Origin of the sequence: Brevibacillus fluminis (assembly GCF_003710825.1) — a bacterium.
Lineage (GTDB): Bacteria > Bacillota > Bacilli > Brevibacillales > Brevibacillaceae > Brevibacillus_D > Brevibacillus_D fluminis.
In genome coordinates, this window is sequence record NZ_RHHQ01000003.1 from 146,362 (window position 1) to 158,881 (window position 12,520).

The 12,520-nt window shown below is 51.3% G+C and carries 14 protein-coding genes; 6 read left to right on the top strand and 8 right to left on the bottom strand.

What is annotated here, in order from left to right; all coding sequences use genetic code 11:
• Nucleotide 1: 1 nt before the first annotated feature.
• From EDM56_RS01425 to EDM56_RS01435, 3 genes are read right to left on the bottom strand one after another with little or no spacing between them, the layout of a single operon-like run.
• On the bottom strand, nt 2-226 hold the full coding sequence (locus tag EDM56_RS01425; RefSeq protein ID WP_122916091.1) for a hypothetical protein: 225 nt from the start codon (nt 224-226) through the stop codon (nt 2-4).
• Entirely contained in the window at nt 223-1,416 is a 1,194-nt protein-coding gene (locus EDM56_RS01430; protein ID WP_122916092.1) for a Ger(x)C family spore germination protein, read from the bottom strand. The genes EDM56_RS01425 and EDM56_RS01430 overlap by 4 nt, the downstream gene beginning before the upstream one ends.
• On the bottom strand, nt 1,403-2,980 hold the full coding sequence (locus tag EDM56_RS01435) for a spore germination protein (protein WP_122916257.1): 1,578 nt from the start codon (nt 2,978-2,980) through the stop codon (nt 1,403-1,405). The genes EDM56_RS01430 and EDM56_RS01435 overlap by 14 nt, the downstream gene beginning before the upstream one ends.
• Before the next feature lie 198 nt (nt 2,981-3,178).
• Between EDM56_RS01435 and EDM56_RS01440 the strand changes: the two genes are divergently transcribed.
• The 3 genes from EDM56_RS01440 to EDM56_RS01450 all read left to right on the top strand — a co-directional run bounded on the left by EDM56_RS01440 (nt 3,179) and on the right by EDM56_RS01450 (nt 4,485).
• A complete protein-coding gene (locus EDM56_RS01440) occupies nt 3,179-3,532 on the top strand; it encodes a DUF3905 domain-containing protein (protein ID WP_122916093.1) in 354 nt (117 codons plus the stop codon).
• Nucleotides 3,533-3,699: 167 nt separating this feature from the next.
• Complete coding sequence (locus EDM56_RS01445) at nt 3,700-3,996, top strand: iron-sulfur cluster biosynthesis family protein (RefSeq protein WP_122916094.1); 297 nt, start codon at nt 3,700-3,702, stop codon at nt 3,994-3,996.
• A gap of 24 nt (nt 3,997-4,020) precedes the next feature.
• Nucleotides 4,021-4,485, top strand: coding sequence for a low molecular weight protein-tyrosine-phosphatase (locus EDM56_RS01450; protein WP_122916095.1), 465 nt, complete (start codon nt 4,021-4,023; stop codon nt 4,483-4,485).
• A gap of 333 nt (nt 4,486-4,818) precedes the next feature.
• Here the strand turns inward: EDM56_RS01450 and motB are convergent, their stop codons facing one another.
• Nucleotides 4,819-5,646, bottom strand: coding sequence for a flagellar motor protein MotB (gene motB, locus EDM56_RS01460; protein ID WP_122916097.1), 828 nt, complete (start codon nt 5,644-5,646; stop codon nt 4,819-4,821).
• On the bottom strand, nt 5,639-6,442 hold the full coding sequence (gene motA, locus EDM56_RS01465) for a flagellar motor stator protein MotA (protein ID WP_122916098.1): 804 nt from the start codon (nt 6,440-6,442) through the stop codon (nt 5,639-5,641). Before motA ends, motB begins: the two co-directional genes overlap by 8 nt.
• A gap of 177 nt (nt 6,443-6,619) precedes the next feature.
• On the opposite strand from motA, the gene EDM56_RS01470 reads away from it, so the two are divergent.
• Nucleotides 6,620-7,186 (top strand): histidine phosphatase family protein, encoded by a 567-nt coding sequence (locus tag EDM56_RS01470; protein WP_122916099.1) that lies wholly within the window; start codon nt 6,620-6,622, stop codon nt 7,184-7,186.
• 78 nt (nt 7,187-7,264) lie between these two features.
• On the opposite strand, the gene solA is transcribed toward EDM56_RS01470, so the two are convergent.
• The gene (gene solA, locus EDM56_RS01475; RefSeq protein ID WP_122916100.1) at nt 7,265-8,410 is read right to left on the bottom strand and encodes an N-methyl-L-tryptophan oxidase; all 1,146 of its coding nucleotides are present in this window, start codon (nt 8,408-8,410) and stop codon (nt 7,265-7,267) included.
• A gap of 311 nt (nt 8,411-8,721) precedes the next feature.
• On the opposite strand from solA, the gene EDM56_RS01480 reads away from it, so the two are divergent.
• Nucleotides 8,722-9,177, top strand: coding sequence for a pyridoxamine 5'-phosphate oxidase family protein (locus tag EDM56_RS01480; RefSeq protein WP_122916101.1), 456 nt, complete (start codon nt 8,722-8,724; stop codon nt 9,175-9,177).
• A gap of 56 nt (nt 9,178-9,233) precedes the next feature.
• Here the strand turns inward: EDM56_RS01480 and EDM56_RS01485 are convergent, their stop codons facing one another.
• The gene (locus tag EDM56_RS01485; protein WP_122916102.1) at nt 9,234-10,010 is read right to left on the bottom strand and encodes a gamma-glutamyl-gamma-aminobutyrate hydrolase family protein; all 777 of its coding nucleotides are present in this window, start codon (nt 10,008-10,010) and stop codon (nt 9,234-9,236) included.
• A gap of 94 nt (nt 10,011-10,104) precedes the next feature.
• Nucleotides 10,105-11,562 (bottom strand): alanine/glycine:cation symporter family protein, encoded by a 1,458-nt coding sequence (locus tag EDM56_RS01490; RefSeq protein WP_122916103.1) that lies wholly within the window; start codon nt 11,560-11,562, stop codon nt 10,105-10,107.
• A gap of 152 nt (nt 11,563-11,714) precedes the next feature.
• Between EDM56_RS01490 and EDM56_RS01495 the strand changes: the two genes are divergently transcribed.
• On the top strand, nt 11,715-12,497 hold the full coding sequence (locus tag EDM56_RS01495; protein WP_122916104.1) for a basic amino acid ABC transporter substrate-binding protein: 783 nt from the start codon (nt 11,715-11,717) through the stop codon (nt 12,495-12,497).
• Nucleotides 12,498-12,520: the final 23 nt, after the last annotated feature.

Sequence of the window (12,520 nt, forward strand, 5' to 3'; positions counted from 1 at the left end):
CCTAGTCTCCTCTCATAATATTTTGGCCCAAACCTCCCCACCATTGGTTCATCCATTCGGCAGGCAGCTTTAGTGGTAAGTGAAAATCCTTGATCATGGCGATCAACAGCGATGCCACGAACAAGATGTAGTAGAGCCGATTTCCTTGTTTTCGCCAGATGTGCTTGTCGAGATTTTTGTAAAATTGGCTGTAGGCCAGGATGATGCAGACGATGATGGTATTCATTGCTTTTGCGTACCCGATTGGTTATTCCAAATGTCCACATTTTCCGTGACTTGACCAACCCTGCGGATCAATAAATTTGCATGAACGTCAAACTTGGCTTTTTTGAATGCGTCGTACCATCGGTTTTTCACCTTGTCCCACTCCTTCGGATGCGTTTGGTAGAGCAAATACCCCGCCCCCATCACATCACTGTGCAAATTTTGCATCTGGGCGATCAGCTTCTCCATTTCGACTTTCATATGTTTCGCCCACATTTTCTCCATTTCTTTGATATATTGCTCGTTATCCAAGTTCACATTTGCCGTGCTTTCCACGATGCTTCCTTCCGCGTGAAGGGAAAGCCGAAACCGCAGCGGTTCCTTCACGCTGATCAGCTCCAGCTTTTTATCGCCCGATTCAATTTGAATGCCCACTTTTTCCTTTGGTTTATCTCCGAACGAGATGACCTCTCGATACCGTTGAAATTTGTTGGTCAACCATAGGATCGCGCGCGCCTCGTTCCCCGTGACCATGCCGACCATCTTGTCGCCCGAAAACAGTGCAGTGCCAATCAACATTACTTCATCGCTCGGTGTAGGTCCCTTGTTCTTCACGGTCTTAAAGACCGGCAGCGTCATGTCGATCCCCTGGTTGCTCAGCTTCTGCCAAACCTCATTTAGATTGACTTTGCCTGACGGGTTCAGCGTGATGATCTCGCGGATCGCCTCGCCGGAAAAACGCTCCAGATGGGGTTTCGCCTTCAGCAGCTTTTCCCCTGATTCCTTGCCGATGACGAAAAAGGTGGTGATCCGGTTTTGCGGAATGCGGGCAAGCACATCGAAGATAAAGCGAATCCCTTTTCGCGCCAGCTCTTCGCCGATGATGATCACACGTCTGTGGGCATAGTTGAGCACCCGCGACATCCTTACCTGCAGCTTAGTTGCCCCATTCGTGATGGGGAAGCCGACCGAGTCATCGATATAGTAAGGACTTTTGCCGCTTGTGCCGCCACCGCCTCCTGTCGACCCGCCCATCTGCCCGGGCAGCGCGATGATGGCCGCCTGTTTGTATTGTCCATTCTTGTCAATATCGAAAGAATTCGCCAGGACAAACGCGACGTCGTTGATCTCCCGCCTGTCCCAGCAACCGGCAAGGAGAAGGGCTGGCAGCAGCGTCACGATTAAGAAAGGGTGCCCCTTACGGCTTTTCACCCTTCATCCCTCCTTGATCGGCAATCTCTTTATGCGTTTCCTCGCTTACACGAGTATCGTTTTGCGCATTCAATTGGACAGGTCGCTGCATGTTTTGCCAAATCGGATTGCGGATGAGCGAATCCTTCCATTCCGAGAACTGCATCGGCCCCATCGGCCAGAAGTACGGGATGCCGAACGACCTGAGCTTGCAGAGGTGGCCCACAATGAACATGAAGCCGAGAATGATCCCGAAAATGCCAAGCACTGAGGCCAAAATCATCAGCGGGAAACGAATCATGCGGATCGGGATCGCCAGGTTGAAACGAGGAATGACGAATGTCGCGATCCCTGTGGTCGATACGACGATTACCACGGGCGCGCTCACGATCCCCGCTTGCACCGCTGCTTGTCCTACCACCAAGGCACCGAGAATGGACACGGCTTGCCCGATCGTGCGCGGCAGCCGGATGCCCGCCTCCCGAAGAGCCTCGAAGGCGATCTCCATCAAGAGCGCTTCCACCACGGCCGGAAACGGGATCGATTCCCTCGCGGCCGCGATGCTGAGCATCAGTGACGTGGGAAGCATCTCCTGGTGGAACGTGGTGACCGCGATGTAGAGCGCAGGGGTGAACAAGGCTACACCGAGCAACAGGATGCGCAGCAGTCGGAGCAAAGTGGAAATTTCCCAACGCTCATAGTAGTCTTCAGACGCCTGCATCATGGACCAGAATGTGGATGGGACAACCAGGGCAAATGGCGTCCCATCCACCAGGATCGAAATACGCCCCTCCAAAAGGGAGGCTGCCACCGTATCCGGCCGTTCGGTGTGCATGATTTGCGGAAACAGCGTCCAGGTGTCATCCTGGATAAACTCTTCGATATAGCCCGATTCCAGAATGCCGTCGACATGAATTTTCTTTAAGCGGGCCAACACTTCTTCCACCAGATCGGGGGAAACGATTCCTTCTAAATACGCCACAACCAGATTCGTATGGGTTTCGTCTCCGATCACGATCGATTTCATCTTCAAGCGCGGTGTTTTCAGCTTACGGCGCAAAAGCGCCGTGTTCGTGCGGATATTTTCATTAAAACCTTCGCGGGGACCGCGGATGACAGTCTCCGTTTCCGGCTCCGATACGCTCCGATGCTCGGCTCCGCGATAGCCGACACTGATAGCCTTGTCATTGCCGTCAACAAAAAGGATGGTGTCGCCGTTTAACACCTGCAAGACCATCTTGCCGAAATTGTCGAGAATGCTCAGCTGTGTCGCATTGATGGAATGCTCCATCAAACACTGGATGTCGGCCTCCTGCCCTTCCTGGATCAAGAGCGAACGCAGCAAGCTGGTATCGACCAATTCCGTATTGACCATCCCGTCGATAAAGACGAGCAGTGCTTTCGTCGATGTTCCTTCAATGATAAATTCGCGGAAAACCATGTCCGAGCACTCGTAAAACAGGCCTTCCAGCGATTTCTTATTCTCTGCCAAACTCGCCGAAAGCGGCAATTGCTTGAGCGCTTCGACATCATAGCTGATCATTTCGTGCAACGGTGTTTCTTTCTGCTGCTGCTTTGTCGCCATCTCTTTGAGACGGCTCCATCTTCTCCCGAAATTGCTCGTGCGCCCTCCGCTTGGCAAAAGCTTCACATCCTTCACCATAAGCTAGTTCAAGTTTTTGTCTCTTCGTTCACGGTTATACCTGTTATTTTCCAATGGCGCATAATCATGGCAGATCGGTTGCATACTCTTACCAGAATCCATGTTTGGGAGGAAGCGGCAATGGCGAACGACAACTCGCGAGAAAAACAAACGCTCCAGCAAGTAGGGATTGATGGCACGATGCCGCATCAAATTGATGCGCCCGATTTCAAACAATCCAGCAAAGACATGCAAGCACCGTTCGTGAATGAGCACGGCGTTGTGATTGGCGACAGCTTTTACAACTCGGCCAACTCCCCACTTAATCAATGGAGCACCGAAACCGATCCCAGTGAGATGTCGGGTGACGAGTGGGTCCATCCCACCAACGACATCGGCTGGAATTCCCCGGATAACAAAGATTTGCTCCATGACATTCCACCGACGCAGCCTTTTCAGCATGCGGACAAGGATGTCAGTTATGGGGGCGATTGACCAGATGCGCTCTGGACGGGCACGAAAGGCACTCATCCACCGAGTGCCTTTTTGCTTTGCGCTAGAATGACCGACATCGTGATTTTCCTTTGCCACCAACACTTTGGAGCGCGTACAATAGGAACGTGTTGATTTTTTTGAGATGATCGTTTGGAGGCGTTTTGTTCGTGAAAATAGAGTTGCGCATCCAGCCAGAGTTTGCGCTGGCGTATCAGCGTTATGCGGATTTCCGCCCTGGCGATACCCTTCGGCTGTATGTCCGGACGGGAGGGCCGGGTACAGGCGGGTTGTTTTATGCAATTGAAAAAGATGAACAATTGGCCGATGATGCGGCTTTTGAAGTGGAAGGGATGACGTTTGTCATTCGTCCGCAAGACTTTTGGTATTTTGACGGCGGAGCGCTGACCTATGATAAAAAGTATGGGGAATACGGCTTTTTCTTCAGCAATCCGCGGCTCGATTGACCGAAAAAAGGGGGAAGCTTCTCAATGGTACATGTCTTGTTTGTCTGCTTGGGGAATATTTGCCGCTCGCCGATGGCTGAGGCGGTCTTTCGCCATTTGGTAAAGGAAGAGGGACTGGAGCAACAGATCCGCATCGACTCGGCTGGAACCGGAGATTGGCATGCTGGGGAACCTCCGCACCAAGGAACTCGTGAGGTATTGAAACAGAACGGCATTTTCCATGACGATTTGGTCGCGCGTCAGATTAAACCGATCGATTTTGACCAATTCGATTACATCGTCTGCATGGATGAGCAAAACCTCACTGCCTTGCGTCGCATGGCGCCAACCGATAAACCGATCTATCGCCTGCTCGATTTCGCTGGCGAGCTCACGGAAGAGAATGTGGAGGACCCGTATTACACCGGCCGGTTTGGGCATGTTTATGATCTTGTTTTGGCGGGAAGCAAGGGGTTGTTGGAGCATATCAAAGCCGGAGGGCTGAGGTAACTCGGTTAGTGGAGGGTCGGGGATTTTCGGAAAAAAGTTGCGCGAACGCTGTTACGATGCCTGCTGGGGGGCGGGGTGAACGGCCCGGCGCAAAAAACGGAAACAGCGCCCCAAAGCCACACGCTGCGCGGCGGGTGTATCTCAAGAAGTAGATGTGGCGCAAAGCGTTTCCATTTTTTGCGCCGAGCCTGGCGGGCATCGTAAAGGCGTCGCTCCACTTTTTTCCGAAAATCCCTTCGCTGCTGAGGAATGCTTTGATATGAAAAAATATAAAGAGAGAAAAGATAAAAGAAAAAGAGCCTTCCGGTTTCCGGGAGGCTCTTTTTCTTCTGCCTAATTTGTCTTTTTTGCGGGTTGGTGCAAATCGGTGAAGTCGCGGAGGACCATTAGCTCTACTCGGCGGTTTTTGGCTCGGCCTTCCGGGGTTGCGTTGGTTGCGACCGGATGGTATTCGCCTTTACCCGTAGCGCTGAAGCGGGATGCGTCCAAGCTTTTGTTTTCTAACAAGATTTTGAGGAAGTTCGTCGCACGCTTGGTGCTCAAATCCCAGTTGGACGGGAATTCATACGTATTGATCGGCATCGTGTCCGTATGACCGGTCACTGTCACCTGCTTGGGCAGCGGCACCAGCTGTTTGGCGATTTCCTTCGCCAGCTCGCGGGCATCCGGACGGATCGTAGCACTTCCCGAAGCGAACAGCGCGTTGTCCAAAATCGTGATCATCAAGCCTTCTTCGGACAGTTTGGTTTGCAGCCTGTCCGTCATCTTGTGCTGCACGATATAATCGTTGATCTGCTGCTGCAGCTGTTTCAAATCATTGGTCTCTTTTTGATAGGCCGCCTCAAATTTTTTCTGTTCCTCGGATTTTTCCTCTTCCTGGTTGTCGCTCTTCCCTTTCCCTTTGGTGACAGTACGCTGAATCGTCTGCACGTCTTTCGTATTGACGGGCACAGGGGCTGGCTGCTCCAGCACCCCGACACCGCCAGTTAACGCTACATTGAATGATTGCATAATCTGTTCGAACTTTTTCGCGTCCACACTGGACGACGCAAACAACACGATGAAAAGTGCCAGTAGAAGTGTCAACAAGTCCGCATACGGAATGAGCCAGGATTCATCAACGTGCTCTTCATGATGTTCCCTTCTCCCTTTCTTAGCCATTCACCTCGACACCTTCTTCCTGCGTCTCCGCCTTGGCAACAGCACGTTCGGTCACAGGGATGTAAACCAGCAGCTTCTGCTCGATTGCTGTCGGAGAGACACCCGCCTGGATGGAAAGCAACCCTTCCACCATAATCTTTTTGATTTCGATCTCTTGCTTGGATTTGCGCTTCAGCTTGTTGGCGAAAGGGTGCCACAGCACGTACCCGGTGAAGATACCCAAAAGGGTCGCGATGAACGCCGCTGAAATGGAATGGCCCAGCTTTTCAATGTCCGACAAATTACCGAGCGCGGCAATCAGACCGACTACCGCACCGAGTACCCCGAGCGTCGGCGCATAGGTTCCGGCCTGCGTAAAAATTTGCGCGCCTGCCAGATGGCGATCCTCAATCGCATAAATCTCTTCGTTCAAAACATCCCGTACGAATTCCGGCTCGCCACCGTCGATGATCATTTTCATCCCGTTTTTCAGGAAGGGATCCTGAATCTCGTCGGACGTATTTTCCAGAGCCAGCAAGCCCTCACGGCGTGCGATCGATGCCCAGTTCATGAACTGGTTAATCAGCTCCCGCTTGTTTGGCAGCGCTTGCTCTTTGAACAAGACGCCGAACAGCTTGGGCACTTTTTTCATTTCGCTCATTGGAAATGCAATCAGGACAGCAGCAGCCGTACCGGCGATGATGATCAAAAATGCAGCTGGATTGACTAGCGCGACAAGACTCGCACCTTTTAGCACCATCCCTAAACCGACTGCTATGACGCCAAGGCCAAGTCCTATATATGTAGATTTTTCCATCTTGCCACTCCCTATTTCACGTGATCTGAAAAACTCTTCTATATATCTTTTCGGAAAAAAATGCTCGAAGGATGAGCAAAAAATGGCAGTATTTATCGTAATTCGCCAAAATCCAACGATTTCCTGGGATTATAATGGATATAGGCAGTCGACAGAAATCGAGAAAGGAAGATTAGGATGTCATTTCTCTATGTCATTCGACATGCACAAGTCAAAATCGATCCCGCCAAACCGCCGGCAGAATGGAGCCTCTCACCTGGCGGATGGGCACAGACTGACCAAATGGCCCAGCGAGTTTCGTGGGAAGATATCCAGTGCATCTACCATAGTCCGGAGAAAAAAGCGGTGGAAACGGCGCAAGCCATCGCAGCCCCCCGCGGTCTTATCATGCGTGCCGAACCGGACTTGCGAGAGCTTGCGGCCGACGTCGGATTTATGGCGCACGATGCGTTTGCAAAGCGGGTCGGCGCACATTTGGAAGGAAAGGAAGATCCCGCGTTCGAGCCGTTTGAAGCAGCAGCCAAACGGATCAACCGCTGTGTGGGTGACATCGTCAGCCAGGCAGATGGCCGCCCCGTCGCCATCGTTTCACATGGACGCATCCTCACCGCCTTTTACAGCAGCCTGATCGGACGCAGGCTTACCCGCCAGGAATGGCAGTCGATTGGCCTGACTGACTTGTCTGTACTCTGTACGAAAACGTGGATGGTAAAAAGCGGATTTTTTAAAAATTTGCAGCCATGAAGCCGGCCAGCATGAGCCGTGTTCAAAAGCAAAAAGGGCCCCACAAGGCCCTTTCCGTTTCCATTCATTCGATGGCGATTACGATTCTGCAAAGCGGCCGATGCGAAACAGTGACAAGTCATGCTTGCTCACGCCGGTTGTGCTTAAATCTGCGAGCACCTCGCCGATCGCGCTTGCGAACTTGAAGCCATGGCCGGAAGTCCCACCGACAAGCAAGACATGCGCATGCTCAGGATGACGGTCCAAAATGAAGTGCTCATCAGGCGTGAAAGTGTAAATGCACACCTTGCCTTGCAGCAGCGGACCCGCAGCCTGTGGCAGGAAGCGCTCGGCAAAGCGGCGCACATCGCCCTCGTCCTCCGCGTATATGCCGAACTCGCGGTTCAACTGGTCCGGATCGGACGGCTGTCCGAGATCGTGGCGTCCGATCTTCACACCTTGTCCGCCGAAATTGGGGAATCCGTAATAAGACTCTCCTCCCGCCAAGTTGACGGTAAAGGCGGGAAAATGCCCAGGGTGGTAAAGCTGTTCATCCGCTTGAAACCACCCGACCGTTTTTCGCGTAGGCTTGACCGGCAGCGATAGACCGCATGCACCAGCCAGCTTGCCCAGCCATCCGCCTGCGCTCACGATCAGCTTATCCGCCGCATACCGATTGCCGCCCGCTTGAATCACTGCACCTTGTGCCGCAAGATCGATCGACTCGACCGGGCTGTTCACAACAAGCTTTGCTCCTGCCTCGACGGCCAACTTGCGGAAAGCCCGGATGCACTGCTCGCTGTACAGAACGCCAGATGTAGGCTCAAAGCTCGCCCGGTACCCTTCGGGAAGCGCAATCCCCGGCCATCGGCGCATCACCTCGTCTGCTTCGAGCACGTCGAGCGGCAGCGAGTACGCTTGTGCGCTTGCAATCACTTCAGGAAAAAACGTCGATTCCGGCGATCCCACGCATAGTACGCCCGTGTTTTCAAACAGATGGACTCCCGCTTCCTGCTCAAGCTCCTTCCACAGCTCTTGCGCACGCAGCGCGAGCGGCACATATTGCTTGCCTTCGCCATAAGCGTGCCGGATAATGCGTGTATCCCCGTGATGGCTGCCCAAGCTGTGGGGCGGATCAAATGAATCGATCAGCAGCGTCCTTACGCCCCGCTTGGCTAAATAGTAGCCCGCAGCCATCCCCATCGAGCCTGCTCCGACAATCGCGACCTCATAAGATATATGCATGTGCGAAAGATCCACTCCTTCTCCCTCAGACTGGGAAATGTTGAAAAATTATTTGATCATTCGAAATGATTATACAATTTTCCGCGTGCCCGCTGCCACATGGAATGAAGGAAAAAGGAACAAGCTAATACGCTCGTCACTCCCATCGACCTAGCGAGTTCACGAGCTTCCATGGACTCCCAGATCCAGACATTGTACAATAAAGCAACGCGTTTGCAAGCGCCATGTACGATTGGGGCAATTCATCAACATGGCTTTCATGAACGTTTTCGGAATGTTCTATCACATCAAAATCAAGGAGGAATCTTGTCATGAGCAAAAAGGAAGTCCAGAATGCCGTTTCACCAGAGTTGGCCCAGTACCTCAATGGTGATAAGCTTGTGCTCCTCTCCACAGTCGATGCCGAGACGAATACCCCAAGCATCTCTGCCATCTCCTGGGTCAAAACCGTTGATCCCGGCACGATCCGCTTTGCAGTCGCTGCCAACTCACGTATCGTCGGCAACGTGAAAGCCAACCCGCGCGCCACAATTTGTGTCATCGGGCTCGAAACCGTCTACTCGATCACGGGTGCCGTCACCGTCCGTGAAGAGCCGATGGAAGGCATCCAAATGAAACTGGTGAAGCTTGAGCTGTCCATCGACAACATTTTTGAAAGCATGTTCTGGGGCTCCAAGATCGTCCAAGAACCGGCCTACGAAAAAACACAGATGATCGAGAAATCGAAAGAGTTGGATGAGCAGGTTTTTCAAGGGCTGCTTCGTTAATAAAAAAACTCCGGTTCTGCCAAGAGAGCCGGAGTTTTTTCTTTGCCGCACGTAACTTATGCGTGGCAAATTAATGCTTCGTTTGCTTTTCCTCGTTGCGCACATTGCACAAATTTGCGGAAAATCTCCATCTGTTCGGCGTGTACGTGTGCCATCATCTCTGGATGCCACTGTACCCCGACGAGAAAAGGATAATCAGAATGAACGAATCCCTCGATAACCCCATCATCCGACTGGGCTGAAACCACAAGTCCGGTGCCGAGCGCATCGACAATTTGATGATGGAAGCTGTTTACCGCTAATTCCTCTTTCCCGAAGCACTCGCGGAGAAACGTCCCTTCCTGCAGCTTTACCGAATGCGCGATATTCCATCTGGGGCCATTGATGCCCGAATGGTTAATGTCTGTCTGGTAATAGTTTTGAATGTCTTGAATCAAAGTTCCGCCGAAAAAGACATTCACCAGCTGAAACCCGCGACAGATAGCCAGGATCGGCAATTTTCGGGCGACTGCCTTTTCCAGCAGTTTGATTTCAAAAGCATCCCGCTCCGGTACGATGCTGCCTATGCCTTTTTTATAAGGCTGGCCGTAATAAGACGGGCAAATGTCGCTTCCACCAGCAAGATAGAGCCCGTCAATCTGATCCAGAATCTCATCCATATAGCTTTCATCATCAATCACGGAGAGCGCAATTGGAATCCCGCCTGCCTTGTGAATGCAGAGCGGATCGTCAACCGCTGTCATGATGTGGTCTTGGGCGGGAACGAACCGGAAATCGCTGTTTTCAAAAGGATTGACGTAGTACGTGGTGAATCCGATAAGCGGTTTGGCCATAGTCTCATACTCCTTTTGCCTCTTTTTCTTGGGTCCCATTTTAGGCCAAGAATGCAGCAAAAAAATCAAAGGAATATGTGAAATCTTCACACAATCAATCCGCTTTTTTCCCATGCTGGTCGGAATGAAAAGGCGAAAAATCCTCATCGACCACCCCACGCCCCATATGGCGGGCCTTGTAATCTTGCAGCAGCTTTTTGAAGCGTTGGCTCAAAATCAAGAGAACGAAAATATTCACGAAAGTCGGAACGGCCGTCGTAATCTCCGTCATGAGCCATACGTTCCTGTCCGAAATGTGATAGATAACCACATAGATGACGAGTAAAAACTCCGGCAACGGATAAACCAGCTTTAGCAGCTTCAACAGTTTGTTTTTCAGCGCGGTTTGTTTGCGAAACAAATGCCGCAGGATGATCTCGGTATAGGAATACCAAGCGCTTGAAGTCGTAATCGCAAAAAAGAAGATGACCACCGTGACCATATACTTGCCCGCCGGTCCTAAAATCGATTCGTAGGATTTCAATGCCAAGGTCATCCCCGACTCGCCCGATGTCCACTCCCCAGACAGAAGGATGACGAACGCGGTAATACTGCAAATGACAATAGTATTGACAAAAACCTCAATTCCACCCCAGAACCCTTGCTTCACCGGATGGTTCACCTTGGCCGTCGAATGAATCATCGGGGATGTCCCCCAGCCGAACTCACTGCTGTACACCGCTTGCGAGACCCCCATCGTAATCACTTGCGACAGTGCAGCACCCGCAAAGCCGCCCACAGCCGCTGTCCCCAAAAATGCGTCTTTTCCGATCATCACAAGCACAGGCCAAACCTTTTCGGCATTCATCCCAATAATTATCAACCCAAGAACGATGTAAAAGGTCGTCGTCACCGGTATCATGATCGTGAAAATTTTCCCCAAATACTTGATCCCATTCATGATGAGAAAATAGAGCAGCAACGCATAGACGATCGACACGGCAAAGATGTTAACGCCAAACGTTGAGCTGATCGCATCGGAAGCGGCATAATTGATAATCGAAATGAAAACGGTTGAAATAATGCCTACTCCAAATAACGAGGCAGGAAGGATCCATGCCTTTACATTCATCTCTTTTCCGATCCCATTTTCGATATAAAACGTAGGACCGCCATACAAATTCCCCTCTTCGTCCACCGTCCGGTAATGAACGGACAACGCAACTTCCGCCGTTTTGATGATCATGCCGATAAAGGCCGCGATCCACATCCAAAAAACGGCCCCAGGCCCGCCGATGGCAATCGCCGTAGCAACCCCGCCGATGCTTCCAATCCCGACTGTACTACCGATCGCCGTATAAGCCGCTTCGAGGGGCGTCAACATCCCTGGCGACCTAGGCTCGTCCCCTTTCCGCCAAATCCGGCCTATGGTTTCACGAAAAAACAGCTTCAAGTGTGTCAGCTGAAAAAACTTGCTTTCAATCGTATAGAAAAAACCTGTAAACAGAATGGCAAAGACCAGAGGAACATCCCATAAAAAATTGACGACAGCATCAAGGATTTTCTCCTGCATGCAAAAGGGCCCCTCCTTTCCTTCCGAAGTCGGAACAATGGGCATTTTACCATGATGTTCACAAAATTTCACACACTTTTTTGAAATTTGACACGCATTTTCTTTTTACAATGATTCGCAAGTGAACACCGAAAATAAAAGGGGGTTTTCCTATGATTCATTTCAAAAAATGGCTGGCTGCAGGCATGGTTGGTTTGGTAGCGTTAAACATCGCGGGGTGCGGTTCAAAGCAAGAAGCTACTGGCAGCAGCGCTGATGCAAAGGTCGTCACCATCGCCACCACCAATGACGGCCCACCATTCGCAGGTAAGGAAAATGGGAAGCTGATCGGTTACGACATCGAATTAGTGGAAGCGATTGCAAAGAAAGCAAACGTGCAGATGGAATGGAAAGAAATGAAGTTTGATGGGATTATACCTGCTCTTCAAGCCAAACAAGTCGATGGAGCCGTTTCCGCAATCACCATTCGGGAAGACCGCAAGCAAGTGGTGGACTTCACCGATCCATATTTCCAATCCGGGTTGTCCATCGTCGTCGCGAAAAACAGCCCGATTCAAAAGCTGGAAGACTTGAACGGCAAAACCATCGTTGCCAAGCAAGGGACATCCGGTCTTGAGACAGCACAAAAGCTGGCCGAACAGTACGGTGCCAAGGTAAAAATTTTGCAGGATGACGCGACGCTGTTTTTGGATGTGGAATCAGGCAACTCGGACGCGCTGATCAATGATTTTCCGATGGTCGCCTACAAAATCAAGGTTGATGGAGATGCGACCAAGCTGCGTGTCATGGGCGACCGTTTGACAGGCGAGGAATATGGCATCGCGATTGTGAAAGGCAACAAAGAGCTGCTGGACAAGTTCAACAAAGGCCTGAAAGAACTGAAAGATTCCGGGGAATTCCAAAAGCTCTACGACAAATATTTCGGCACTAACTAAATTAGGTTAATGGATTGGGTGAG

What these genes read in the sequence shown, in the direction of transcription:
- EDM56_RS01450 (WP_122916095.1), top strand. Translation starts at nt 4,021, where the DNA reads ATGGTACATGTCTTGTTTGTCTGCTTGGGGAATATTTGCCGCTCGCCG.
- EDM56_RS01435 (WP_122916257.1), bottom strand. Translation starts at nt 2,980, where the DNA reads ATGGCGACAAAGCAGCAGCAGAAAGAAACACCGTTGCACGAAATGATC.
- motA (WP_122916098.1), bottom strand. Translation starts at nt 6,442, where the DNA reads ATGGAAAAATCTACATATATAGGACTTGGCCTTGGCGTCATAGCAGTC.
- EDM56_RS01440 (WP_122916093.1), top strand. Translation starts at nt 3,179, where the DNA reads ATGGCGAACGACAACTCGCGAGAAAAACAAACGCTCCAGCAAGTAGGG.
- EDM56_RS01495 (WP_122916104.1), top strand. Translation starts at nt 11,715, where the DNA reads ATGATTCATTTCAAAAAATGGCTGGCTGCAGGCATGGTTGGTTTGGTA.
- EDM56_RS01470 (WP_122916099.1), top strand. Translation starts at nt 6,620, where the DNA reads ATGTCATTTCTCTATGTCATTCGACATGCACAAGTCAAAATCGATCCC.
- EDM56_RS01480 (WP_122916101.1), top strand. Translation starts at nt 8,722, where the DNA reads ATGAGCAAAAAGGAAGTCCAGAATGCCGTTTCACCAGAGTTGGCCCAG.
- EDM56_RS01490 (WP_122916103.1), bottom strand. Translation starts at nt 11,562, where the DNA reads ATGCAGGAGAAAATCCTTGATGCTGTCGTCAATTTTTTATGGGATGTT.
- EDM56_RS01485 (WP_122916102.1), bottom strand. Translation starts at nt 10,010, where the DNA reads ATGGCCAAACCGCTTATCGGATTCACCACGTACTACGTCAATCCTTTT.
- solA (WP_122916100.1), bottom strand. Translation starts at nt 8,410, where the DNA reads ATGCATATATCTTATGAGGTCGCGATTGTCGGAGCAGGCTCGATGGGG.
- EDM56_RS01425 (WP_122916091.1), bottom strand. Translation starts at nt 226, where the DNA reads ATGAATACCATCATCGTCTGCATCATCCTGGCCTACAGCCAATTTTAC.
- motB (WP_122916097.1), bottom strand. Translation starts at nt 5,646, where the DNA reads ATGGCTAAGAAAGGGAGAAGGGAACATCATGAAGAGCACGTTGATGAA.